The following is a 22,864-nucleotide window of genomic DNA, read 5'->3' on the forward strand; positions in this document are numbered from 1 at the left end:
CCCGATCAAGGCCGGGTGCGCACCACCAGGCGGCCTCTGACCTGGCCGGCCCTCAGGCGCGCAGCGGCATCGATGGATTCGGCCAGCGACACCTCGGTGGTGATCTGGTCCAGCAAGGCCAGGTCCAGGTCTTGCGCCAGCCGCTGCCATGCTTGTTGGCGCAGCGCCAGCGAAGCCATCACGCTGTCCACGCCCAGCAAGGCCACGCCCCGCAAGATGAAGGGCATGACCGTGCCGGGCAAGTCAAAGCCCTGCGCCAGCCCGCAGGCCGCCACCGCGCCGCCGTAGCTGGTCTGGGCGCAGGCGTTGACGAGCGTGTGGCTGCCCACGGAATCCACCACCGCCACCCAGCGTTCTTTCTGCAAAGGCTTGCCGGGCGATGACAGCTCTGCGCGGTCAATCACGCGGTTGGCCCCCAGGCCGAGCAGGTAGTCGGTTTCACCGACCTTGCCGGTGGCGGCCACCACCACATGGCCCAGCCTGGCCAACAAGGCCACCGCGATCGAGCCCACGCCACCCGTGGCGCCGGTCACCAGCACCTCACCGCCACCATGCAAGGCGCCGTGCCGCTCCAGCGCCATCACGCACAGCATGGCGGTGTAGCCCGCCGTGCCAATGGCCATCGCCTGCCGGGTGCTGAAGGCGTCGGGCAGGGGCACCAGCCAGTCGCCGTTCAGGCGGGCTTTCTCGGCCAGGCAGCCCTTGTGCGTTTCGCCCACGCCAAAGCCGTTCAGCACCACCTTGTCGCCCGGCTTCCAATGCGGGTGCTCGCTGTCGATGACCGTGCCCGCCCCGTCCACGCCGGCCACCATGGGCCAGCTTCGCACCACGGGCGACGTGTTGGTGATGGCCAGCGCGTCCTTGTAGTTCAACGTGGAGTAGTCGATGGCCACCGTCACCCCAAGTCCTTCAGGCACGGCAGGTAAAAAATGGTCATCGACCGCCTTCACGGCGACGCTGAAATCGGGGTTCTTGTCGAGCACCAGGGCGTTGAACACGTGCGTCTCCTCGCGATGTGAAACCAATTGTCAAGGCACGGAACACTACACCAGGATGAGCGATGATGCCGTCTCACCTCATCAACACCGGAGACCCGCTGTGCGAATCGCTGCCCTGACATCTTCTCTGCTGACGGCCGTGCTGGCCCTGTCGTCCGTGTCATCCGCCATCGCGGCACCCGACGCCGCCATCGCCAAGGCCGCCAAGGAAAAAGGCGCCGTGACCACGCCCAGTGGCCTGGTCTACCTGTCATTGAAGGAAGGCACGGGCCCCAGCCCCTCGTCCACCGACACCGTCAAGGTGCACTACCGCGGCACCCTGACCGACGGCAAGGAGTTCGACAGTTCCTACAAGCGCAACGCGCCGGCCGAGTTTCCCCTTAACCGCGTGATCCCCTGCTGGACCGAAGGCGTGCAGCGCATGAAGGTCGGCGGCAAGGCCAAGCTGACCTGCCCCCCCGCCATCGCCTACGGTGAACGCGGTGCCGGTGATGCGGTTCCGCCCAATGCCACCTTGCTGTTCGAGGTCGAGTTGCTCAGCATCGCGGGCAAGTGAACGCCAGCTCGTTTTGTGCGGTCCGACCCTCATTTGGGGTGTTGTCCTACACAGAAACCCTTGGTATTTTGAGAACATGACCACAGCAGAACTCAACACAGGAGTTTTCCGATGGGATACGCAGACCTGAACAGCAAGTATCAGCAACTGCGGGACGATCTTGAAGAAGCTTATGCGGCCAACGTATGGGATAGCAGCAAGATCGACCGCATCGCTGATGAGATTGTGGAAACTGAACTGGCCTTGGCGGGGCAATCGCGTTTCAGCGCGCCCTCCAGCCATTCGCACGTCTAAGGAGTCGACCATGCACACAGCACCTGCATTTTCGGTGGGCGAGTACCTCGCCATTCCCATTGCCGAGTCTCTGGGCGATGGGCAATGGAAGGCCGGCTTGGCCATCAGTGAAGGGCAAGCCCGTGGCGATCGCCCGGCCAAGTGCATGTTCACCAAGTTGTTCATGTCTCGCGACGATGCCCTGAAGTTCGCCATCGCGCAGTGGCAGCAGCCAGTCGCTTCGCACTGATTGGCGTTGCAGCTTTCCACCCTTCTGGGCATTGATTTGCCCGTGATCCAGGCTCCCATGGCCGGAGTGCAGGGCAGCGACATGGCCATTGCGGTGTGCAATGCTGGCGGCCTGGGCTCCTTGCCAGCCGCCATGTTGAGCTTGAGCGATCTGCGCGCCGAGTTGTCACGCATCAGCTCGGCCACCGACCGGCCCTACAACGTCAATTTTTTTTGCCACGATGCGCCCGCATTTGATGCGCAGCGCGATGCCGCCTGGCGGCTGGCCTTGGTGCCTTATTACCAGGAGTTGGCCTTGGACCAGGGCGCCATTGGCGCAGGTCCTGGCCGCGCGCCTTTCACCGCCGAGGCCGCCGATGTGCTCGAAGAGTTCAAGCCACCGGTGATCAGCTTTCATTTTGGTTTGCCTTCGGCAGACTTGCTGGCGCGCGTCAAGCGCTGGGGTGCCACGGTGTTGTCGTCGGCCACCACGGTTGACGAGGGACTTTGGCTGCAAGCCCATGGCGTGGACATCGTCATTGCCCAAGGCCTCGAGGCCGGTGGCCACCGGGGTCATTTCCTGTCTCACGATCTGACGCTGCAGATGGGCACCTTTGCCTTGGTGCCACAGTTGGTCAAAGCGCTCAAAGTGCCTGTGGTCGCCGCGGGCGGCATTGCCGATGCGAAGGGCGTGGCGGCCGCTCTGGCCTTGGGCGCGGTGGGCGTGCAAGTGGGCACGGCTTACCTGCTGGCCCCGGAGGCCACCACGTCGAAGGTGCACCGAGCGGCCCTTCAAAGCCATGCCGCTTGCCACACGGCCTTGACCAATGTGTTCACGGGCCGGCCAGCCAGGGGTATCGTCAACCGCCTGGTCAGCACCGTCGGGCCTTTGAGTTCTCAGGCCCCCGAGTTTCCTTTGGCCACGGCGGCCATCGCGCCCTTGCGCGCCAAGGCCGAGAGCCTGGGCAGTGGCGAGTTCTCGCCCCTGTGGTCAGGCCAGAACGCCAGTGCGTGCCGGGAAGCCTCTGCCGCGGACATCACGCGGGCCTTGATGGCGGGTTGACGCCGCCTTGGCTCGGCGTGCGCCAGCCATGCCATCATGTTCAGGTCGTGAAACCTGTCCTTGGCACCACACCCATCGGAGAACAACATGCGCTCGATTCCCCCCCGCAACCTGGCCTTGCTTTGCGCCGCAACAACCCTTTGTGTGGCGTCTCACGCCGCTGATGCCCCACCCATCAAACCGGGCCTTTGGCAAGTTCGCAGCGAGCGCGCGGTGGATGGCATCAAAGCCCCGCCCATGGCCGCCCAGATGAACAACCTGCCCCCCGAAGTGCGCCAAAAGATGGAGGCCATGATGAAGCAAAAGGGCGTGGACATGAGCGGTGGCACTGGCGACATCAAGCTCTGCCTGAGCAAAGAGTCGCTGGACCAGAACCAGTGGCTGGCCCAGAAGAACAGCGAGAAGAACTGCAAGACCGAGATCAAGTCGCGCAGCAGCAGTCGCTGGACCTGGCATTCAAGCTGCATCGACCCCAAGTCAGAGACCGATGGCGAGGCCGTGTTCAACAGCCCCGAGAGCTACACCATGAAGGTGGCCACGATCATGGCCATGAATGGCGAAACCAAGACCATGAACATGACGAACACATCGACCTGGCTGGGTGCGAACTGCGGCGATCTCAAACCAGTGAACACCAAGACCTTGAACGCGCCCCCGATGCCCAAGCCGGCGAAGTAAAGCGTGTTGGGCCGTGCCGGCTCAGTTGCAGCCGACGATCTTGAACTCAACGCGCCGGTCGAGGGCATCGACGGCGTTGTCGGAGCCGCTGCCCACGATGTTCTGCCTGAAGCCCATGCCCGTGGCCTTGGTGCGTGGCCCCAGGTTGGGGGCTTCGGCCGTCAGGCGTTGCTTGACGTAAGCCGCCCGCTGCAAGGACAGCGAATCGTTGGATTGCTCTGAGCCCGTGCGGCTGGTGTGGCCGATGATGTTCATGCACACCTTGGCGGCTGTGCTTTCGCGGGCGATCTGGCGCAACCACATGCCATAGGCGCCGCTGATGCGGGTGTCGGACCAGAACTCGGTGCTGCCAGGGTTGAACAGGAATTTCACGCCCAGTTCGTTGTAGGCGATGCCCATGGCCACGACCTTGCCGAAGGCGGTCTCTGCTTCGGCGGTGCGCCCCAGCTTGACGTTGGCCAGGTAGATGCCGTTGAGCACGCGCAGTTGTTCGCCGGCCGGCGTGGCCAGGGCACTGCGGTACTGGCCCAAGGCCTCCTGGTAGCGCTCGGAGTTGTACAGGGTGGTGGCCTCGTTGATCAAGGTGGCGGCGGCGATGCGGTCCAGGTAGAAGGCATCAGCCTTTTGGCCAGGGGCTGTGGCGGTGGACCGGATGTAGCCCTCCAGCACCTGGTCTTTCACCAGCACGGGGCTGTCGCGGTAATAGGGCAAGGGGTTGTTGTCCAGCCCGGCGCCTTGCGCTTGAGCCGAGGCCTGGGCTACCACCTTGCCGCTGCGCAACTCGGTCAGGGCCAGGTTCAGCTTGAAGGTGTTGCGGGCATGCTCGCCCGTGGCGCGGGTCATGGTGCCGGTCAGCAGGTACTGGGCCTTGCTGAGGTTGGCCGACTGGAATGGCAGCAGGTCGAAGGCATCGTAGCTGGAGGTGAGCCGATCGGTGACACGCTTTTCGAACAGCTTGGTGGCGCCGGTTTGCTGGCCGGTGCTGCTGTCCAGGAAAGGATCCACCACCACGCCGCGCTTGGCCAATTTGGACTCCACCTTGGCCAGGAAGGCGGGCAGGGTCTGGGTTTGCGAGACGAGGCCGTCGGTGGCCTTGGCCACGGCCTGCTCGAAGGGCAATTCGTTGCTGACGGAAGTGGCTTGTGGCGTGGCGCACGCCACCAGGCAAAGGGTGACCAGGGCGGCCAGGCAGGCCAGCAAGCCTCTGGGCAGAACGTGGGCGGGGGACTTCATCGGCACTCCTTCTTCAGAAAAGCGGTTTCCTCCGGGTTGAGGGTTTCCAGGGAGGCTTTTTGAAGAATATCACCGCAGCGCGCCCGCAAAGCCGGGTCTTGCCGAGGCGGGGGCTGCATCTTTTGGGGGATTTCTGGCGGGGCTTTGGGCGCTTTAGCCTTGGTGGCCGTGGGCTCGACCACGCGCTTGGGCGCAGGGGCTGCGGGCGCCGGAGTGGACGAGCTGGCCACAGGCTTGGGCTCGGGGGCCGATGGCGTCGCGATGGGCGCCGCCGCCGTGGGCACAGGCACCGAGGCCGCTGGCGACGGTGCGGGATCGACACGTGGAGCCGGCGCCGAGTTTCTCGTGGCCATCCACCAGGCCAGACCAACCATGGTGGTCAGCACAAGGGCGACCAGCAGCAGCCGCCCGGGGGCTTTGGAGCTGCGTTGGGCGGAAGGGCGGCCCACGGCCGGTGGTGGCGCAGCGACAGCCCCTGGCGTCATCGGGAGAGGGCTGTCCAAAGGGGCGATCGATGGGGCCATGGGCGCGGCAGGAGCGGCGGGGGCCGGCTCAGGCACCGTGTCGATCAGGCTGCGCAGTTGCGGCACGCTTTGCGGCCGCTCGTGGGGCCTGACTGCCAGGCACGCATCGATGGCCTTCAGGAAGTGCTCGCTGTACCGGCCCGCGGCCACCTCGCTCAGGGGCTTCAACTTGTCGGCCATCAGACGGTCGACCGAGGACATGGGCGCCTTGCCCGTGACCGCGTAATAGACCACGCAGGCCAGGGCGTACAGATCGGTCCAGGCGCCCTGCGGCATCGATGACGACTCCTCGCCATATTGCTCGATGGGTGCATAGCCTGGCTTGAGCACCACGGTCAAGGCATGGGTCATGTCGCCAATCACGCGCCGGGCCGCGCCAAAGTCCAGCAATAGCGGGCCGGTGGCGGTCAAAAGGATGTTGTCGGGCGCAATGTCGCGGTGAAAGCAGTGCGCGGCGTGCATCACTTCAAGGGCGTCCATCAAGGGCCGCAACCAGGCTTTCAGTTCGGCCTCGGTGGGCGGGCGGCCCAAGTCGGCCAAGGCGCGTTTGAGGGTCGGGCCTTCGTAATAAGGCATCACCATGTAGGCGGTGCCATGGCCTTCCCAGAAGCGGTAGACCTTGACCAGGGAGGGGTGGTCGAACTGGGCCAGCAGGCGGGCCTCGTTGACGAAGCTTTTCAGGCCGGCCTGGAAGGTCTCGCGGTGGCGGTCGGATTTGACCGAGACCGTGGCGGTGGTGTTGGAGCGAGCGGCCAGCGAGGAGGGCATGTACTCCTTGAGCGCCACCTGCCGTTGCAGGGATTCGTCGTAAGCCAGGTAGACGATGCCAAAGCCGCCTTCGCCAATCAGGCCCTTGATCTCGAATTCGCCCAGCCGCGTGCCATCGGGCAAGGTGTGGTTGAACAAAGACGAGCTGGAGACGAAATGGGGCAGATCACTGTCACCAAAGGAGGTGGAGATGATGGTTCGATCGTCGTCGTCTTCAGGTCCCCGAATCATCGCGTTTTCTCGTGTCATGGCTGCGCCAACATTGCAAGCCTGGGTAGTCCCGCAGTCATTTTAGGCGACGGCATTGCATCATCGATGGCGGTTCCTGCCACTGGTATATATTGCGGTGTCCCGTTTCCCCATGGTCATCGTGCTGGCCATTTGATCGATGCGAGGGGAACGCGGAATGTGTCAGTGCAACGCGCCAAGGTTTGTGGAATTGAACTCGGCCATCATCATGAAAGCCAGCACATCATGACCCTACATCGGCACTTCGCGGATCTTCGCTTCAGCCCCTCGGCGGTGGTCCTGGCCGTGCGCTGCGTGGCCACGGCCTGCGCTGTCATCGGATTGAGCGGCCAGGCCTTGGCTCAGGCCGTGAGCGAGGAAGACGAGCTGGCCCTGGCCTATGGCGACAAGTCGTTTGTCAGCATTGCCACGGGTTCTCGCGTGCCAGTCAGCCGCGCCCCCGCGGTGGCCACCGTGATCACGGCCCAAGACATCGCCTCCATGGGCGCCACCGACCTGGACGAGGTGCTGGAGACCGTGCCCGGCTTGCATGTGGCGCGCGAGACACAGGGCTTCGCGCCGGTCTACGTGATCCGCGGTATCAACCTGGGCTTCAACCCGCAAGTGCTGATGCTGATCAACGGTATCCCCATGACCACGGTGTACACCGGCAACCGGGGTGGAGGCTGGGGCGGCATGCCGGTCGAGAACATCGCCCGGGTGGAAGTGATCCGCGGTCCGGGTTCAGCCTTGTACGGCGCCGATGCTTTCGCGGGCGTCATCAACGTGATCACCAAGACTTCGGCCGACATCAACGGCACGGAGCTGGGCCTGCGCGGCGGTTCGTTCAAGACGGGCGATGCCTGGATGCTGCATGGCGGCAAGTGGGGCGCGGTGGACGTGTCGGGCTACCTGCGCGTGGGCCGCACGGATGGAGACCGGCGGATTGTTCAGGCCGATGCGCAAACTGGGCTGGATGCGCTTTCGGGCACGCAGGCGTCTCGTGCGCCAGGGGCCATCAACAATGGCCGTGATTCGGTCGACGGGGCGCTGGACCTGAGTTTGGACAAATGGCGTTTTCGCGTGTCTTACAAAGAACGCGACGACATTGGCACCGGCACGGGCGTGGCCTCGGCCCTGGACCCAGAGGGGCAAATCTACAGCCAGACGATCACCTCTGACCTGACCTATGAGAACCGCAACATCGCCGAGGACTGGGCGGCGAACATGCAGATCAGTGCGATGCACTACACGGAGCTGACCGACCTGACTTTGTACCCGGCCGGTACCACATTCGCCGGTACGGACGTCTTTGTCGATGGCGTGATCGGCAACCCGGCCAAATGGGAGCGGCATGGTCGCGTGGGCGGCTCGGCCACCTACACGGGCTTCAAAATGCACCGCATTCGCTTGGGGCTGGGCGCCGAGCGGGAAGAGGTCTACAAAACGCGCGAGACCAAGAATTTCCATGCCAATTTCTCGATCATTGGCACCGGGTCGCGGGCCGACGTCATTGATGTGTCGGCCACGGAGCCTTTCATGCGGCCCCAAGGGCGCACCAAACGCTATTTGTATGCGCAGGACGAATGGAACCTGGGCAAGGACTGGACCTTGACCGCCGGCGTGCGCAACGACCACTACTCGGACTTTGGCAGCACCACCAATCCGCGCCTGGCCCTGGTCTGGGACGCGGCCTACAACGTCACCACCAAGCTGCTGTACGGCACGGCGTTCCGGGCCCCTTCGATGTCGGAGTTGTATGCCATCAACAACCCGGTGGTCACGGGCAACCCGAACCTGCGGCCTGAAAAAATCCGGACGGTGGAGGCGGCCGTGTCATGGCAGCCCCTGACCAAGCTGCAACTGGGCATGAACTTCTTCCACTACGAGATGAAGGACATCATCCGCTTGATCAGTTCGGTGTACCAGAACAATGGCCAGCAAACAGGCAATGGCCTGGAGTTCGAGGCCACCTGGGACGCGATGAAAGACCTGCGCCTGACGGGCAACTACAGTTACCAACGGTCGGTGGACGAGGACACCGGGCAGCCTGCGGCCAATGCGCCACGGCACCATGTCTACCTGCGGACCAACTGGCGCTTCACACCCGGCTGGTCGGTGGACCCGCAAGTCAATTGGGTGAGCGATCGCCCGCGCGAGTCTGGCGATTCCCGCGCCGACCTGAAGGGCTATGCCACGGTGGACCTGACCCTGCGCACCGACCGGTCCGGACGTGGCTGGGACGTGGCCATGTCGGTGCGCAATCTGTTTGACGTGGACGCGCGCGAACCGACGCCCTACGACCGGGGCCAGCCCTTCATTTCCCTGCCCTACGATTTTCCCTTGCCGGGTCGCTCGATCTACCTGCAGGCCAGCTACCAGTTCTAGCGCTGCTCAGTGCTGGTCGCTGGCGGGTGCGTCGGTGGTCCAGCTCAGGTTCAGGTGGGCGCTCAACTGGGCCAGCAGGATGGCCCGTTCAAAGGGCTTGGTCATGAAGCCATTGGCCCCGGCCTGCATGGCTTCAGTGCGGTCCGCGTTGGACGCGTTGGCTGACAGCGCGATGATCGGCAATGATTGGGTGGCGGGCGACTTCCGCAATTGCCGGATCGCCTCCAATCCATCCATCACCGGCATGGACAGGTCCATCAGGATCACATCCGGGGCGGCGGCCTGCACCTGGTCCAGGGCGGCCTGGCCATTGTTGGCCTCCACCGTGTCAAAACCCAGCGGCCTGAGCAGGTCGATCAGCATGGTGCGGTTGGCGGGCACGTCGTCGGCAATCAGCACCTTGCGCCGTGGGCCGAGGTAGCCCGTGACAGCCGGCTGGGCGGCCGCGGCCGAGCCATTGCTGGGGGCGGGGTTCACCCAAGGCAGCTTCAGCTCGAACCAGAACAGGCTGCCGATGCCATCCTGGCTGTCGACATGCACTTCGCCACCCATCAGGCGCACCAGCTGGCGGCTGATGGCCAGGCCCAGGCCCGTGCCGCCGGACCGGCTGCGGGCATCACCGGCTTGCTCGAACGGCTCAAAAATGCGTTGCAGCTCACTGCCGCGGATGCCGGTACCCGTGTCCTGGACTTCAAATCGCAGGTCGATCTCTCGGGCCCGGGCGTCTCGGTTGACCACGGTGACACCCAGGCGCACCTGGCCCTTTTCGGTGAACTTGACGGCGTTGCTCAAAAGATTGAGCAGGACTTGCCGCAAACGCTTCTCGTCGACTTCGACGGCGGCAGGCAGGTCTGGCGCGCATTCGAAATCAAAGCGCAGCGTCTTTTCCTCGGCCTTGATGCGGATGATGTCCACCAGACCGCTGAGGAAGGATTGGGGGTGTACCGCGGCGGGATACAGCTCGGTCTTGCCGGCCTCGATGCGCGACAGGTCCAGGATGTCGATGATGAGCAGCAGCAAGTGCTCGCCACTGTTGTGGATGGTGTTCAGACCCATGACCTGGCGCTCGGTGAGCGACTTGTCCATCTTGAGGATCTGGGCGTAGCCCATGATGGCGTTGAGCGGCGTGCGCAGTTCGTGGCTCATGCGGGCCAGGAAGGCGCTCTTGGCGTCGTTGGCGATTTCGGCGCGCTCCTTGGCCATGCGCAGCTCGGTGGTGCGGTCGCGCACCAGATCCTCCAGGTGCTCTCGGTGGCGTTGCACTTCTTCGCCGCGCTCTTGCAGCACCGAACTCATGCGGTTGAAGGCCTGGGCCATGGCCTGGATGTCTTGCGGGCCGTCAACCTCGGCACGCACATCGGCTTCACCCCGTTCGGTGCGTGCCATGGCCTTGGACAGGCTGTTCAAAGGCCGCGTGATGCGGGTGGCCAGGAAACGGATCCCGATCAGGAACAGGGCCGCGAAGAAGAAGGAGCTGGCCAGGTTCACGAAGAAGATGTTGGCCATCATGCGCGTCAGCGTGGCCTTGCTGTGCACCAGGCGCACCTGCCCCAGGAATTCGGTGGCGGGCGGCTCGACGTCAAAGGGTGATGCGGCCGGTTTGGTCCACACGGGTGCGACGAATTGCCAGGTGTCTTCGGTTTCGGCCTCAAGGTAGGCCTCGCGGGGGGGCGGCGATGGCAGCGCCTTGGTGGGCGATTCGGTGCCTGCCTTGCCCTTGGAGAGCAGCACGCCGCCATCGCTGGTGCGGATCTCGACGCGCAGCACATCGGGGTAGGCCAAGGTGGCGTTCACTGCGTCGTGGGCGTTGTCGGCCGAGGCGTAGAGCAGCGCCAATGTGCTTTGCGTGGCCAGGCTGGTGGCGATGCTCATGCTTTGCCGCATCAGCGTGTCGCGAATCTGGCGGCCGCCTTGCCAGGCGCTGGCCATGGACGAGAACAGGGCCATGCAGATCACACCGATGATGACGGCAATGCTGAGCTGGCGCTGGAAAGTCATCTGGCGCAGAAAGCCTGAAAGTCTGCGCTCAATGAACAACGGTTGAGTGTGACTGTTCATGTCAGGGCTCCGGGAAGACCATGTCAAAGCGCTGTTGCAGGGCATTCAGGTTGATGCCCAGGTGATTGGCGGTTCGTGTGTTCACCGCCACCAGCACTTCCTTCAAGGGCCGCACACCGCGAATGGCGGTGCCGGAAGAGACATACCCCATCGCCCAGCCGGCCAGTGCTTTGCCGAGTTCGACGTTGTTGGGGTAAAGCGAAAACAGGGCGCCGCGCTTGACGTGGGCGGCGCTGCTGGAAAAGACGGCCAGATTGCGGTTCCAGGCCTCTTGCAGGACCAGGGGCAGCACGGCGGTCTCGTCCACCGTGGTGGAATCTTGTGGCAACCAGAACACATCGCGCTTGGGGTCGGCCGAGCTCAGACTGTCCTGGTACTGGCGGGTCGCGGTCTTGAGGTCATCGGCTTCAAAGGCCTGCAGCTCCAGGCCTTGCGCCTTGGCGGCCTCGCGTGCCAGCTTGATCAGCCAGGAGTTCTGGCGCGGATCGTAGACCACGATGACGCGCCGGGCCGAGGGCATCAGTGTTTTCAACTTGGCGAACAGCAAGGCAGGGTCGGGGGCCAGGCTGTGCACCGACAAGTTTTGCGCTTCGGATTCGGGCACCGACAGCACGCCGCCAGCGACGATCCCCAGCGTGCGGTCCAGGCCCGTGGCCACTTTGAGGCCGTTGCGGCCCAGGGCGATCACGGCGCGGATGTCTCGGCGTTTCAGCTCGTTGGACAGGTCCTGGGTGTTGGGGCTGGCCCCCACCGGAAAGCTGGCCACGCGGCTTTTGGTCTGGTCTTCGATGCCACCGATGATGGTGGAGAACACGCTGCGGTAAGGCTCGCCGATGTCTGGGTAGATCACGGCGATGGCACGCGCGGCGTCATCCGATGCGGCGTGCGCCAAGGGCCACTGCCACAACATGACTGCCACAGTCATCCAACGCACGGCCACCCAAAATGCACGGCATGCAAACAAAACTGATGTCCTCCATCCGGGGCTTGGACCGAATGCGATAGCTTACCCAGTGTTTCACGGTCGGCGTGGTCCGTGTCAGTGTTATCGGGATTTCGCGGCCACTTATCTCGGGGAGTGACCCGTGACGAGGGGGATGACGCCACACAACAGGCTAAGTATCATTTTGTTACACGCCGCCGCTTTCAGTGTTTGGACTCCGGGTTGGCGTGGTTTGGACTAACACCGTGACCTTATCAGCAGTTGTATCCAGTGCGGATCCGTCCACGTCTGTCGAGGCGGCCAGCCTCATCGTCTCTTACCTGGAGGCCCTGGGCGTAGAGTATGTATTTGGCGTCCCAGGTGGCGCCATCGAACCTTTGTACAACGCGCTGGCCGTCAGTAGCCGGCGCGGTGGGCCCAGGCCGGTGCTGGCCCGGCATGAAGCCGGTGCGGCGTTCATGGCCGATGGCTACGCCCGCGAAACCGGGCGCCTGGGGGTGTGTTGCGCGACATCGGGTCCCGGCGCGACCAACCTGTTGACCGGCATCGCGTGTGCTTTTGACAACAGTGTGCCTTTGCTGGCGATCACGGGCCAACCGTCGCTGCCCTTGTTTGGCAAGCGCGCGCTGCAGGAGTCGTCTTGCACTGGGGTCAACACCGTGGGCATGCTTCAGCACTGCACCCGCTACAACACCTTGATTTCGCACGTGGACCAGTTGGAGAACAAGCTGGTGAGCGCCTTGATCCGCGCCTCTCAGCCCCCGCATGGGCCGGTGCATTTGTCGATCCCTGTGGACTTGCTGCGCAGCCAGGTCGAGCAGCGCCTGTCGCCCGAGCACCTCAAGCGTTTGTTGGTCAAGCCGTCCTTGATCGATGAGGACGCGATCCACACCTTGTTCGAGGCGGTTCAACGCAGCCGCAAGACGGTGCTGATCGTGGGCGGCGGTTGCGGCGAGGCCATCGACGCGATCATGCATTTCGCCGAGTTGACCGATTCATGCTTCGTGACCACGCCCGATGCCAAGGGCTTGATCAACCCGCACCATTACCTGTACCGGGGCGTGTTCGGTTTTGCCGGGCACCAGTCGGCGCACCAGGCTTTGAGCGACGGGGTCAGCCTGACCTTGGCCGTGGGCACCAGCCTGGGTGAGTGGACCAGCGGCGCCTGGAGCACCAGCGTGTTGAACCACCACCTGGTTCACATCGACTCGAACGATGAGCACTTGATGCGCTCGCCGATGGCGCAGCAGCATGTGCGTGGCCGAATTCGCTCGGTGTTCGAGCGCTTGCTGGACGTGATGCACATCGAGCAGGCCGCATTGGGCCTGCCCTGGAAGCCCTCGCGCGCCCACACCGACCTGGCCGAGGTTGTGGTGCGGGCGCCTGACAAGCGCGAAGACATGAGCTCGCCCATCAAGCCGCAGCGTTTGATGACCGAGCTGTCGAATCGCTTTCCACCCACCACCCGATTCATCGCCGATGCGGGCAACAGCACGGCCTGGTCCATCCACTACCTGGAGCTGCGCAACCGCCGCATGGGCCTCGTCCCCGGCATGACGATGCCCGCGGCCAACTCGCCCACCATGCACTCGCCCTCGCGCCGTGGTGAGCGCCGGATGGACCACGCTGGCTGGTTGCGTGTGTTGATGGACTTTGCCCCGATGGGCTGGGCCATTGGGGCGGCCGTGGGCATCGCGCGGGGCAACCCCGATTACCCGGTGGTGTGCATCACCGGCGATGGCAGCTACCTGATGAACGGCCAGGAGATCACGGTGGCGGCGCAGGAGCAGCTGACCGTGATCTTCGTGGTGCTCAACGATGCGGCGCTGGGCATGGTCAAGCACGGGCAGCGCCTGGCGGGCGCCGAGCAGATCGCCTTTGAATTGCCACAGGTCGATTTCAGCTTGATGGCGCAATCCATGGGCATCGTGGGCCATGTGATCCGATCGCCCCAAGACTTCAATGACCTGGACATGGGGCAGATCCTGAACCGCAAGGGCCCCACCTTGCTGGACGTGCGCATCGATCCCGAAGAGGTGCCACCCATGGGCTTGCGCATGCAGACACTGGACACCGCCCCATGAGCGTCTCGCCCATCCACACTCGGATTTGGCTGGAAGAGCCCGAGGCCGACAACCCCTTCGCGACCCGCGCGGCCCATTGCCACGGCTACGACGTGTATGGCCAGATGCTGGGCCGGGCGCGCTGGGCCGACATGGTCTACCTGCTGTTCCGTGGCGAGGCACCATCGGCCCGGCAAGCCCAGTTGTTCGATGCGCTGGCGGTGGCTCTGGCCAATCCGGGGCCGCGTGATCCGGCGGTGCACGCGGCCATGTGTGGCGGTGTGGGTGGATCGACTGCCGCGGCCAGCCTGATCGCGGCCCTGGCCGTGGGTGCGGGACAGAGCGGGGGCGCGCGCGAGGTGTTCCTGGCCATGCGCGACTGGGCCGATTGCGGCACCGCCTTGAGCGCCTGGCAGCGGCGCATCGCCCAGCCGCCTGTGCTGCCTGATGACGTGTGGCCGGTGCAAGAGCATCCTGCGGGCTTCGACCCCAATGGCTTGCGCACACCCACGGTGGTGATGCAGACCTTGGCGGCGCTGGCCTCTTTGAGCACGGGCGCTTGCCTGCCCTGGTTGAGCCAGCACCTGGCCGAGCTGGAGGCGGCGGCTGGCTTGCCTTTGAGCATGACCGGTGTGGCCGCGGCCGCTTTGGTGGACCTGGGCTTTGGCCCCGAAGAGGGCGAGATGCTCCACCTGCTGTTGCGCCTGCCGGGTTCGGCGGTGCATGCCCTGGAGCAATGGCGTTATGGTTTCAAGCGGTTTCCCTTTTACCCCGTGGAGCTGCAGGACGACCCGGCGCACCCCACCAGCCAGGAGGCCGCATGAACGGGCCTGAACGTTTGCGACAAGCCGCGGGCAAGTTGACCACCAAGGTGGGCGCGGCCTTCCCCGGCCAGCGAGCGGTGTTCCGTGGCCACGACCTGCACACCGGCTTTGAAGAGAACATGGGTTGGTTTGACCTGTGCGCTTTCGGCATCAATGGGCGGCGCCTGCGGCCCGAGCAGTTGCAGGTGCTGGAGGCCATCTGGGTCTGGACCAGCTACCCCGACGCGCGGATCTGGAACAACCGCGTGGCCGGGCTGGGCGGCACGACCCGCACCACGCCGGTCCTGGCCATGAGCGCCGCGCAAGCGGTGTCCGAGGCCACCATCTACGGGCGGCGCAATGAGTTCAAGGCCTTGGCTTTTTTCAAGCGCACGCACGATGAAATGCAGGCGGGTTCGACCTTGGGTGAGTGCATCGACCGGCACTTGCAGCACCAGGGCAAACTGGCCGGTTATGGCCGCCCCCTGGCCTCGCGTGATGAGCGCATCGAGCCGACCATGGCCCTGGCCCGCAAGCTGGGCGTGGGCGATGGACCGCATGTCACTTTGGCCTTTGAGGTGGAGCGCTACCTGGCCTCGGCGGGCAAGCCGCTGAGCATGAATTTTGGCGCGCTGGTGTCGGCCTTTGGCGCGGACTTTGGCTTTTCGCCCCGGGACTACAACCTGCTGTACTTTCCAGTGTTCCTGGCGGGCATGCAGCCTTGCTATGTCGAGGCGGTTGAAAAACCGCCTGGCACCTTGTTCCCGACTTCGTGCGCCGATGTTTGCTACGAGGGCGTGGCCCGCCGGACTTGGCCGGCTTAGTCTTGCCGCGGGGCCCGAGGGCCGGCTCGTGTGGTCAGAGCCAATGCGGCGATGAGTGCCGCCAACAGACCGAGCAAGGTGTCGTCATCCAGGGCGCCGCCACCACCCCCACCCCCGCTGCCGGTGGACAAGGCGGCGGTGGCCGTGGGCGTGACCACGTCGATGGTCTGCGATGTGGTGGATGTGGCGTTCAGGTCGTCGGTGATGGTGAGGCTCACCGTGAAGCGGCCCAGTGCGCTGGGTGTGACCGAGATGCTGCTGCCCGTGGACGACGTGAGTGGCGTGACGATGCCGCCGCCATCCACCAAGGTCCATTGGTAGGACGCGATGCTGCGGCCGCTGGCCACCCAGGAGTTGGTGGCGCTGAGCGTCAAGGGCTGGGCGGGCGCCGCACCTGTTTTGGAAAAATCGATCTGAGCTTGCAGGCCGGCGTTGATCGCGGCCAAGGCGGCGCCCGCGTCCAGCATGCCCGCGCCACAGGTGGCGGTGGTGCAATAGCACTGGGCCTGCTCGGTAGACGAGGGTGCGGCGCAACGCGGCACCGTGCTGCTGCCGCCATCACCGTTGTCACCGCCCGTGGTGGGAAACGCGCGGGCCGAACCCATCAGGATGGCGCGGATGGCCGTTGGCGTGAGCGCGGGGTTGGCCGACAGCATCAGGCCAATCGTGCCCGACACCAAGGGCGCGGAGAAACTGGTGCCCAGTGAGGTGTAGTAACTGTTGGTGTAGATGGCGCTGGCCGTGATCGGGGTGGTCGTGCCTGCGTTGCTGGTCGTCAGGATCGGGTACAGGCAGGGCTGGTTCGACAAGGTGTTGACGCAGTTGCCGGCCGGTGCGCTGATGGTGATCTCGGGCCCCAGGTCGGAGTAGCCGACTTTGGTTCCCGCGTGCCGCAGTCCGGCCACACCGATGACACCAGGGCAGTTGGCCGGCACCGTGACGCCCAGGCCGCTGTTGCCCGCCGAGGCCACCACCGTCACGCCCAGGTTGGCCAATTGGCCGAGCGTGTCGAGGTAAGCCTGGGTACAGGCACCGCCACCGCCCAAGCTCAGGTTGATGACCTTGGCCGGGTTGGGGTTGGCGGGCGCGCCCGACACACCGATGCCGGCGGCCCAGAGCATGCCGGCCATGATGTCGGAGTCGTAACCACCGCACTTGCCCAGCACCCGCACGGGCAAGACGCGCACATTGCGGCCCACGCTGGCCATGCCGGTGGCATTGTTGGTGAGCGCCCCGATGAGGCCGGCTGTCTGCGTGCCGTGCCAGGTGCTGTTCTCGGCCGCCAGGTTGTTGCTGCCATCGCGGCCGCAGCCGGCAAATTGGCCACTGCCCGTTGTTTCTGCATAGGTGATCCAGTCGCCCGGGTCAGAGGCATCGGCATCGCGGCCATTGCCGTCGTTGGCCATGCCCACGTTGGTGACCATGTCGTAGCCCGGCAGCAGGTTGGCAGTCAGGTCGGGGTGGTCGTAGCGGATGCCGGTGTCCAGCACGGCCACCACCACGCTGCTGTTGCCAGGCGTGATGGCCCAGGCAGGCTCCACGTTGATCGGTGACTGCAGGGTGCCAGTGGGTGCGCGCAGGTACCACTGGCCGGCCGTGGGCGTGAAGCCCGACAAGCTGTCGCCATACAGGGGGTCATTGGGCGCGGTCAGCCGAAATCGCTTGTGGTCAACCACGGCATATTCAACATCGGACTCTTGCGCGAGCCGGGCAGCCAATTGCGCCGAACTGAGGCCATCGGCGAGCACGACCTGGGTTCGGCTGCTCAAACCAGGGCCATCGCGCAGGCTGCGGCCAATGCGCTGGCCCAAGGAGGCGGCATGCTCCGCCCGCTGCGGCGTGGCGGACTGGGCCTGCGCGCGCATGAGCGTGGAGCCGGCCTTGAATTTCACAATCACGCGGGCGCCATCGTCGGCCGCCAGGGCCAGGGAGGCGGGCACTGTCACCAGCAAGGCGATGACAGCAGGCAAGGCAAGGCGGCGCAGGAAGCTCATCGATTCAGTTTACGGATCAAGAGTGCACACAAAGGGCGCATTCGGGTGCTGATCCGAGCCTATTTCCGGGCCAAAGGGGCCACACTGGGCACAAAACCTGCAACGACAGGAGTCGAACCGTGAGCACGAAAAGCCAGCAACTGATTGACCTGGACCTGGCGCGCGGGGCGCACAACTACCGCCCCATCGATGTGGTGCTGCACCGCGCCAAAGGCATCCACCTGTGGGATGTGGCGGGGCGCCGCTACACCGACATGATGAGCGCCTATTCAACCGCCTCGCTGGGGCACAGCCACCCCAAAGTGCTCAAGGCCCTGGCCCGCCAGGCCAGGCAGCTGGACGTGACCAGCCGGGCCTTCTACAACGACCAGTTGCCCCCGTGGCTGGACCAGCTCACCGCCCTGGCCGGCATGGACAAGGCCCTGCCCATGAACACCGGCGCCGAGGCTGTGGAAACGGCCTTGAAACTGGCGCGCAAATGGGGTGAGACGGTCAAGGGCATCCCGCGTGATCGCGTGGAGATCATTGGGTGCGAGGGCAACTTCCACGGGCGCACGCTGGCGCTGGTGAGCTTGTCCACAGAGGCGCAATACCGCGAGAACTTCGGCCCCTACCTGCCTGGCTTCAAAACGGTGGCCTTTGGCGACATCGACGCCCTGGCCCAGGCCATCACACCGCGCACGGCGGCTTTCATTGTCGAACCCATCCAGGGCGAGGCGGGCATCCGGCTGCCACCGCCGGGCTACCTCAAGCGTGCCCGCGAGTTGTGCCGGCAGCACCGCGTGCTGTTCGTCGTGGATGAGATCCAGTGCGGCCTGTCGCGCACCGGGCGCCTGTTCTGTTTTCAGCACAATGACCTGGACCCGGACCTGCTGATCCTGGGCAAGGCCCTGGGGGGTGGTGTGTACCCGGTGTCGGCCGTGGTGGGCAGCGCCGAGGTGCTGGGGGTGCTGCGCCCCGGTGACCATGGTTCGACTTTCGGCGGCAATGCCATCGCGGCGGCCGTCAGCAGGACGGCCTTGACGCTGTTGAGCGAGCCCGAGTTCATCGACCGGGTGGCCCGGCTGGGTGATTGGGCCTTGGCCCACCTGAAGGATGCCTTGGGTCAGAGCCCCATCGTGCGAGACATCCGGGGGCAAGGCCTGATGATGGGCATCGAAGTGGCGCCCGAGGTGGGCGCGCGTGGCCTGGTTGACGCCTTGAAAGAGCGGGGTGTGCTGACCAAGGACACCCACGAGGTGGTCATCCGGCTGGCACCGCCGCTCATCATCAGGAAAAAGCAATTGCGGCGGGCCCTGGACACCGTCATCGACGTGGTGCTGTCGGCCGCGCCGCCTCGGTGAGGCCGTTCAAGTTGACTCAGTACTGCAGGCCGTTGCGCAACTGGATCACGTCCAGGGTGGAGACCGCCTGGGCTTGGTTGCCCCAGGCGCTGCGGATGTAGGACACCACGGCCGCCGTGTCGTCGTTGCTGAACACGGTGGCGAAGGGTGGCATGCCGTAAGGGCGCGGGTTGCCCGCGGTTGACGGGGCGAAGCCGCCAGCCAGCACCATGCGCACCAGGTTGGCAGAAGAGGCCATGGTCACCGTTCGGTTGCCGGCCAGTGCCGGGTAGGCCTTGGGCACACCCTCGCCTTGCTCACCGTGGCACTGCGCGCAATGCACCTTGTAGAGCTTGGCGCCTCGGCTGTCGGGCAGCGGCGGCGGGATGTTGGGGGGCTCGCGCACATCCTGGCTGGGGGGCAGGGCCTTCAGGTAGGTGGCCATGGCGAGCAGGTCGGCGTCGGTCCAGTGTTGCGTGCTGTTGAGCACCACCTCGGCCATGGGCCCCACCACGGTGCCTTGCGCCGACACGCCGCTCTTGAGCAGTTCGATGATGTCGGCCAGACGCCATTCGGCCACCCCTGCTTCGTGCCGCGAGGTCAACGAAGGGGCGTACCAGTTCTGCACCGGGATCAGGCCGCCGCTCAGGTCCAGGGTGCCGCTCGTGGCCCCCAGCGCATTGCGGCTGGCATGGCAGGCGTTGCAATGGCCCAGGCCCTGAACCAGGTAGGCGCCGCGGTTCCAGTCGGCCGACTGCCGGGTGTCGGGTTCGAACTGGCCGGGCTTGAAGAACAAGGCGCGCCACGCGGCCAGGGCCAGCGTGGAGTTGTAGGGAAAGCGCAGCTCGTGGGGCCGGTTGGCCTGGGCCACGGCGGGCAGGCTTTGCAAATAGGCAAAGATCGCGTCCGAATCAGCCCGGGTGACGTGGGTGTAGTTGGGGTAGGGAAAAGCGGGGTACAGCAGACGGCCATCGCGCGAGCGGCCGTTGTGCATGGCACGCCAGAACTCCGACGACGACCACGCGCCGATGCCGGTTTGCGCATCGGGCGTGAGGTTGGAGGTGAAGACGGTGCCGAACGGCGTCTGGATGCCCAGGCCGCCAGCGTAGGGGGCGCCACCGCGTGCGGTGTGGCAGGCCATGCAGTTGCCGGTGCGGGCCAGGTAGGCGCCACTGGCGATGAGTTGCGCGCTGGCGGGGCCTGGCGGGCCGGCCGAGATCGGGTCTTCGCCACGCACGTTCAAGGCGTAGATGGCGGCGGCCAGGGCCAAGCCAAGGCACAGCAAGGCGGCGAGGGCGCGCTTCATGGCGTCACGCCGCCGCAGGGCAGGGGCAAACGACCGGGCAAGGTGGCCACGGGCTTGGCATGTTCAGGCACGGGTTGCGCCGAGATCCATTGGGCCACGGCGGCGATGTCTTCTGGCTGCAGGCGTTGCGCGATGGTGGCCATGCAATCGGGTGACTTGGCCTGGCGGTTGCCGTTTTGCCAGGAGCCCAATTGGGCATTGATGTAGTCGCGTGGCACGCCCAGCAAGCCGGGGATGGCGGGTTGAACGCCGGTCAGGGCGGCGCCATGGCATTGAATGCAGGCGGGGATCTTGCGCTGGGCATCGCCCCGCATCACCAGCTCTTGGCCGCGCTGCAGTTGCGCACCCGCGTTGGGCGCGGCGGGCCGCTGCGCGGGATAGGGCAAGTCGAGCGTGGCAAAGTAGTTCGCAATCTCGTGCAGGTACTCGTCGGACAGCGGGTCCAGCAGATGGGTCATCAGCGCGTATTGGCGCCGGCCTTCGCGGAAGTTGCGCAGCTGGTTGTACAGGTAGCCGGCGGGCTTGCCCGCAATGCGCGGGTAATAGCCATCGCTGGCCGCGCGGCCTTGGGGGCCATGACACACGGTGCATGCTTGCACCCGCTGTGCGATGCTGTCCTCAACCTTGGGAGCGGCGTGCAGCGAGCTGGCCAGGCCAGCCGCCATGATTAGTCCAACAAGCAAGTGGGAACGCATCCCTGAATCTACTGCGGTTTCAATCGAAATGGCAGTGGGCAAGATGTCTCAGCGGCGGCGTTGCGGCGGGCGAGGGCGGCGGTCTTGGGGTGGCGCTTCCTGGGCTTCCTTGCGGGCCAGCTCCAGCAGGTGGTCAAGCTCTTCAACCGGCACGCCTTTCAAGGCGCAGAAATTGGCCGGCGTCAGGGTGGTGGTCTGGAAGTCGCGCAGCAGCGTGGCGCGGTTGCGGCGCTGCTGGTGTTCGAGCTCGATCTTGGCTTCGTGGTTGGCGCGCCGGCGGCCCAGTTCTTCGAGCGCGGCCTTGCGGTGCTCTTCGCTGATCTCGTCGCCGGGTTGGCCGTCCAGGTCGAAGCGGTGGGTGGCTTTGCTGAGGGCGACCAGGTAGGCGTGGTTGCCGGTGTGGCGGCGCAGGAAGGCCGACAGCACCTGCTTGGTGAACACGCCGGGGGCGCGCTCCTGGATGTCGGCCTGGATGCGCAGTTTCAAAGGCTTGGGCGCGCCGTCAAACAGGGCCGGGAACAGCTGCCGAAGTTGCGTGGCGCAGGCGGCCGGCGTCATGGCATCTGGGGTCGGCGAAGGAGAGGTGGGCGTCGAGGACATGGAAACTGGGGCGATCGAGATCAAAAGGGTCAGAGGGCGCAATTGTGCCCGCTTCTACGGTGCCACGTGTTGGGCCACCACGGGGGGGTGTTTGCCGAACACGATGGGCATGTAGCGCACCTGGTTGGCACGGCCCTCGCGCACCAGGCGAGCCTGGCCGCCGGGCACCAGGTGGTGCAGACCCGTCCAGAGCAAGCGCGGCAAAGTGGTCAGCACCGGGTGCCAGGGCAGGGCGGGGGGCAGGCCCAGGTGCTGCATGCCTTCTCGCCCCACGAACAGGCGCAGCATGCTGAGGTGCCGGGCGCGGTTGAACCGGCCGCGCAAGGCACCACCCCAGGGGTAGTGGCGGTTCAAGGGCTCGTCCATCAGGGCGCGGCCCAGGGCAGCGCTGCTTTCGTCCGGGGGGGCCTGGCTGATGACGTTCTGGTACAGCGAAATGCGGCCCTGCATCTCGGTCTCGGACAACAGGTCTTCTTCGACGCCCATCAGCCAGCCGATGTAGCGCCACAGGTGCATCATGGCCAGGCCATCGGCCCGGCTGACGACCACGCCGGTGATCCGCAAGGCGATCAGGTGGACGGCGCTGAAGCCCAGGTAAGTGGCCTGCATGTCGACCTGGTTGATGGGCAGGCCGTGCGCGGCCGAATCCCAGTCAGGCCGGCGCAGCAGGTTCTGGCGCACCAGGGCGTGCATGGCGCGCACCCGCAAGGTGGTCTTGAAGCCGGCGCTGTGGCGGCCCATGCCGCCATCGGTGGTGCAGTCCATCCACCACGACGAGGTCTCGGCCAGGCGGCGTTGCGCGCCGCGCTGGAGCGAGCCGGTCATCACCAAGGTCTTGTTGATGGCCGAGGCCTGGTAGCCAGCCATCAGGCCTGCGTCGCGCAGGACCAGCATGCCGTGTTGGCCGGTGCTTTGGATGAAGCGCGCGCCGCGGGCCAATTGGGCGGGGTCGACCCAGTCGGGGGTTTGCTCGACGGCCTGGATGAAGCGGCACAGCGCCGGGGGGGCATCGGGCGCGGCGTCCAGGCCATGCTCGATCGCGCGTTCCAGCATGGGGCGGCCGACGGCCATGCCCACTTGTTGCAGCCAGTGGGCCACGTCGTCGGCCAGCGGGTCACCGCGCCACAGTGCCGCCCCCAGCCGGGCCCATTGCGTTGGCGTGGGCTCCGGATTGCCACGAATCATCAGGCGCAAGCGGCTGGCGATCCGGCGGGTGGTGGCCAGATCAGCGCCATGGCGGTGGGGCGGTGATGGCAAGGCGGAGGCGGGGGCGGTCATGGGCCGATCTTGCACCATGGCCGCCCGCCATTTGATGGCTT

Annotated in this window: 20 protein-coding genes; 10 read left to right on the top strand and 10 right to left on the bottom strand. The window is 65.4% G+C overall.

All coding sequences use genetic code 11. From position 1 onward, the window contains the following. Positions 1 to 5 precede the first annotated feature (5 nt). A complete protein-coding gene (locus tag LQ232_RS02475) occupies positions 6 to 998 on the bottom strand; it encodes an MDR family oxidoreductase (protein ID WP_230178600.1) in 993 nt (330 codons plus the stop codon). A gap of 157 nt (positions 999 to 1,155) precedes the next feature. Here LQ232_RS02475 and LQ232_RS02480 point away from each other — a divergent pair, with 157 nt between their 5' ends. From LQ232_RS02480 to LQ232_RS02500, 5 genes are all read left to right on the top strand, one after another. Further along, complete coding sequence (locus LQ232_RS02480) at positions 1,156 to 1,554, top strand: FKBP-type peptidyl-prolyl cis-trans isomerase (protein WP_371820132.1); 399 nt, start codon at positions 1,156 to 1,158, stop codon at positions 1,552 to 1,554. 111 nt (positions 1,555 to 1,665) lie between these two features. Further along, positions 1,666 to 1,848, top strand: coding sequence for a hypothetical protein (locus LQ232_RS02485; RefSeq protein WP_230178604.1), 183 nt, complete (start codon positions 1,666 to 1,668; stop codon positions 1,846 to 1,848). Positions 1,849 to 1,858: 10 nt separating this feature from the next. Beyond that, the gene (locus LQ232_RS02490; protein WP_230178606.1) at positions 1,859 to 2,077 is read left to right on the top strand and encodes a hypothetical protein; all 219 of its coding nucleotides are present in this window, start codon (positions 1,859 to 1,861) and stop codon (positions 2,075 to 2,077) included. Next, entirely contained in the window at positions 2,078 to 3,118 is a 1,041-nt protein-coding gene (locus LQ232_RS02495) for an NAD(P)H-dependent flavin oxidoreductase (protein WP_371820064.1), read from the top strand. Positions 3,119 to 3,205: 87 nt separating this feature from the next. After that, positions 3,206 to 3,796, top strand: coding sequence for a DUF3617 domain-containing protein (locus tag LQ232_RS02500; RefSeq protein WP_230178608.1), 591 nt, complete (start codon positions 3,206 to 3,208; stop codon positions 3,794 to 3,796). Between the two features lie 21 nt (positions 3,797 to 3,817). Here LQ232_RS02500 and LQ232_RS02505 read toward each other — a convergent pair whose 3' ends face one another. Then, positions 3,818 to 5,029 (bottom strand): OmpA family protein, encoded by a 1,212-nt coding sequence (locus LQ232_RS02505; RefSeq protein ID WP_230178610.1) that lies wholly within the window; start codon positions 5,027 to 5,029, stop codon positions 3,818 to 3,820. After that, the gene (locus LQ232_RS02510; protein WP_230178612.1) at positions 5,026 to 6,552 is read right to left on the bottom strand and encodes a protein kinase; all 1,527 of its coding nucleotides are present in this window, start codon (positions 6,550 to 6,552) and stop codon (positions 5,026 to 5,028) included. The genes LQ232_RS02505 and LQ232_RS02510 overlap by 4 nt, the downstream gene beginning before the upstream one ends. 243 nt (positions 6,553 to 6,795) lie before the next feature. Between LQ232_RS02510 and LQ232_RS02515 the strand changes: the two genes are divergently transcribed. Beyond that, positions 6,796 to 8,937, top strand: a complete 2,142-nt coding sequence (locus LQ232_RS02515) for a TonB-dependent siderophore receptor (RefSeq protein WP_230178614.1) — start codon at positions 6,796 to 6,798, stop codon at positions 8,935 to 8,937. Between the two features lie 6 nt (positions 8,938 to 8,943). Here LQ232_RS02515 and LQ232_RS02520 read toward each other — a convergent pair whose 3' ends face one another. Together LQ232_RS02520 and LQ232_RS02525 are read right to left on the bottom strand one after the other, a co-directional pair. Then, positions 8,944 to 10,995 (bottom strand): response regulator, encoded by a 2,052-nt coding sequence (locus tag LQ232_RS02520; RefSeq protein WP_230178616.1) that lies wholly within the window; start codon positions 10,993 to 10,995, stop codon positions 8,944 to 8,946. Position 10,996: 1 nt separating this feature from the next. Next, on the bottom strand, positions 10,997 to 11,905 hold the full coding sequence (locus tag LQ232_RS02525) for an ABC transporter substrate-binding protein (protein WP_230178618.1): 909 nt from the start codon (positions 11,903 to 11,905) through the stop codon (positions 10,997 to 10,999). A gap of 278 nt (positions 11,906 to 12,183) precedes the next feature. Between LQ232_RS02525 and LQ232_RS02530 the strand changes: the two genes are divergently transcribed. From LQ232_RS02530 to LQ232_RS02540, 3 genes are read left to right on the top strand one after another with little or no spacing between them, the layout of a single operon-like run. Next, a complete protein-coding gene (locus LQ232_RS02530) occupies positions 12,184 to 14,022 on the top strand; it encodes a thiamine pyrophosphate-binding protein (protein ID WP_230178620.1) in 1,839 nt (612 codons plus the stop codon). Continuing rightward, positions 14,019 to 14,825 carry a citryl-CoA lyase gene (locus LQ232_RS02535; RefSeq protein WP_230178622.1) on the top strand — a complete coding sequence of 269 codons (807 nt, stop codon included), beginning with the start codon at positions 14,019 to 14,021 and terminating at the stop codon, positions 14,823 to 14,825. Before LQ232_RS02530 ends, LQ232_RS02535 begins: the two co-directional genes overlap by 4 nt. Continuing rightward, positions 14,822 to 15,628: a hypothetical protein gene (locus LQ232_RS02540; protein ID WP_230178624.1), complete on the top strand. Its 807-nt coding sequence runs from the start codon at positions 14,822 to 14,824 to the stop codon at positions 15,626 to 15,628. Before LQ232_RS02535 ends, LQ232_RS02540 begins: the two co-directional genes overlap by 4 nt. Here LQ232_RS02540 and LQ232_RS02545 read toward each other — a convergent pair. Continuing rightward, positions 15,625 to 17,622: a S8 family serine peptidase gene (locus LQ232_RS02545; RefSeq protein ID WP_230178625.1), complete on the bottom strand. Its 1,998-nt coding sequence runs from the start codon at positions 17,620 to 17,622 to the stop codon at positions 15,625 to 15,627. The two genes, LQ232_RS02540 and LQ232_RS02545, sit on opposite strands and share 4 nt — an antisense overlap. Positions 17,623 to 17,741: 119 nt before the next feature. On the opposite strand from LQ232_RS02545, the gene rocD reads away from it, so the two are divergent. Continuing rightward, the gene (gene rocD, locus LQ232_RS02550; protein ID WP_230178628.1) at positions 17,742 to 18,965 is read left to right on the top strand and encodes an ornithine--oxo-acid transaminase; all 1,224 of its coding nucleotides are present in this window, start codon (positions 17,742 to 17,744) and stop codon (positions 18,963 to 18,965) included. A gap of 16 nt (positions 18,966 to 18,981) precedes the next feature. Here rocD and LQ232_RS02555 read toward each other — a convergent pair whose 3' ends face one another. From LQ232_RS02555 to LQ232_RS02570, 4 genes are all read right to left on the bottom strand, one after another. Beyond that, on the bottom strand, positions 18,982 to 20,250 hold the full coding sequence (locus tag LQ232_RS02555) for a cytochrome c (RefSeq protein ID WP_230178629.1): 1,269 nt from the start codon (positions 20,248 to 20,250) through the stop codon (positions 18,982 to 18,984). After that, positions 20,247 to 20,915 (bottom strand): c-type cytochrome, encoded by a 669-nt coding sequence (locus tag LQ232_RS02560; protein WP_230178631.1) that lies wholly within the window; start codon positions 20,913 to 20,915, stop codon positions 20,247 to 20,249. The genes LQ232_RS02555 and LQ232_RS02560 overlap by 4 nt, the downstream gene beginning before the upstream one ends. 78 nt (positions 20,916 to 20,993) lie before the next feature. Further along, positions 20,994 to 21,545: a ProQ/FINO family protein gene (locus LQ232_RS02565; protein WP_230178633.1), complete on the bottom strand. Its 552-nt coding sequence runs from the start codon at positions 21,543 to 21,545 to the stop codon at positions 20,994 to 20,996. A gap of 54 nt (positions 21,546 to 21,599) precedes the next feature. Further along, positions 21,600 to 22,823, bottom strand: coding sequence for an oxygenase MpaB family protein (locus LQ232_RS02570; protein ID WP_230178636.1), 1,224 nt, complete (start codon positions 22,821 to 22,823; stop codon positions 21,600 to 21,602). Positions 22,824 to 22,864 lie beyond the last annotated feature (41 nt).

It is taken from the genome of Aquabacterium sp. CECT 9606 (assembly GCF_918741295.1).
Lineage (GTDB): Bacteria > Pseudomonadota > Gammaproteobacteria > Burkholderiales > Burkholderiaceae_C > Aquabacterium.

Bases quoted from the DNA above. Each gene is read 5' to 3' on its own strand.
- LQ232_RS02485 (WP_230178604.1), top strand. From the start codon at position 1,666: ATGGGATACGCAGACCTGAACAGCAAGTATCAGCAACTGCGGGACGAT.
- LQ232_RS02490 (WP_230178606.1), top strand. From the start codon at position 1,859: ATGCACACAGCACCTGCATTTTCGGTGGGCGAGTACCTCGCCATTCCC.
- LQ232_RS02500 (WP_230178608.1), top strand. From the start codon at position 3,206: ATGCGCTCGATTCCCCCCCGCAACCTGGCCTTGCTTTGCGCCGCAACA.
- LQ232_RS02505 (WP_230178610.1), bottom strand. From the start codon at position 5,029: ATGAAGTCCCCCGCCCACGTTCTGCCCAGAGGCTTGCTGGCCTGCCTG.
- LQ232_RS02510 (WP_230178612.1), bottom strand. From the start codon at position 6,552: ATGATTCGGGGACCTGAAGACGACGACGATCGAACCATCATCTCCACC.
- LQ232_RS02515 (WP_230178614.1), top strand. From the start codon at position 6,796: ATGACCCTACATCGGCACTTCGCGGATCTTCGCTTCAGCCCCTCGGCG.
- LQ232_RS02520 (WP_230178616.1), bottom strand. From the start codon at position 10,995: ATGAACAGTCACACTCAACCGTTGTTCATTGAGCGCAGACTTTCAGGC.
- LQ232_RS02525 (WP_230178618.1), bottom strand. From the start codon at position 11,905: ATGTTGTGGCAGTGGCCCTTGGCGCACGCCGCATCGGATGACGCCGCG.
- LQ232_RS02535 (WP_230178622.1), top strand. From the start codon at position 14,019: ATGAGCGTCTCGCCCATCCACACTCGGATTTGGCTGGAAGAGCCCGAG.
- LQ232_RS02540 (WP_230178624.1), top strand. From the start codon at position 14,822: ATGAACGGGCCTGAACGTTTGCGACAAGCCGCGGGCAAGTTGACCACC.
- LQ232_RS02545 (WP_230178625.1), bottom strand. From the start codon at position 17,622: ATGAGCTTCCTGCGCCGCCTTGCCTTGCCTGCTGTCATCGCCTTGCTG.
- LQ232_RS02555 (WP_230178629.1), bottom strand. From the start codon at position 20,250: ATGAAGCGCGCCCTCGCCGCCTTGCTGTGCCTTGGCTTGGCCCTGGCC.
- LQ232_RS02560 (WP_230178631.1), bottom strand. From the start codon at position 20,915: ATGGCGGCTGGCCTGGCCAGCTCGCTGCACGCCGCTCCCAAGGTTGAG.
- LQ232_RS02565 (WP_230178633.1), bottom strand. From the start codon at position 21,545: ATGTCCTCGACGCCCACCTCTCCTTCGCCGACCCCAGATGCCATGACG.
- LQ232_RS02570 (WP_230178636.1), bottom strand. From the start codon at position 22,823: ATGACCGCCCCCGCCTCCGCCTTGCCATCACCGCCCCACCGCCATGGC.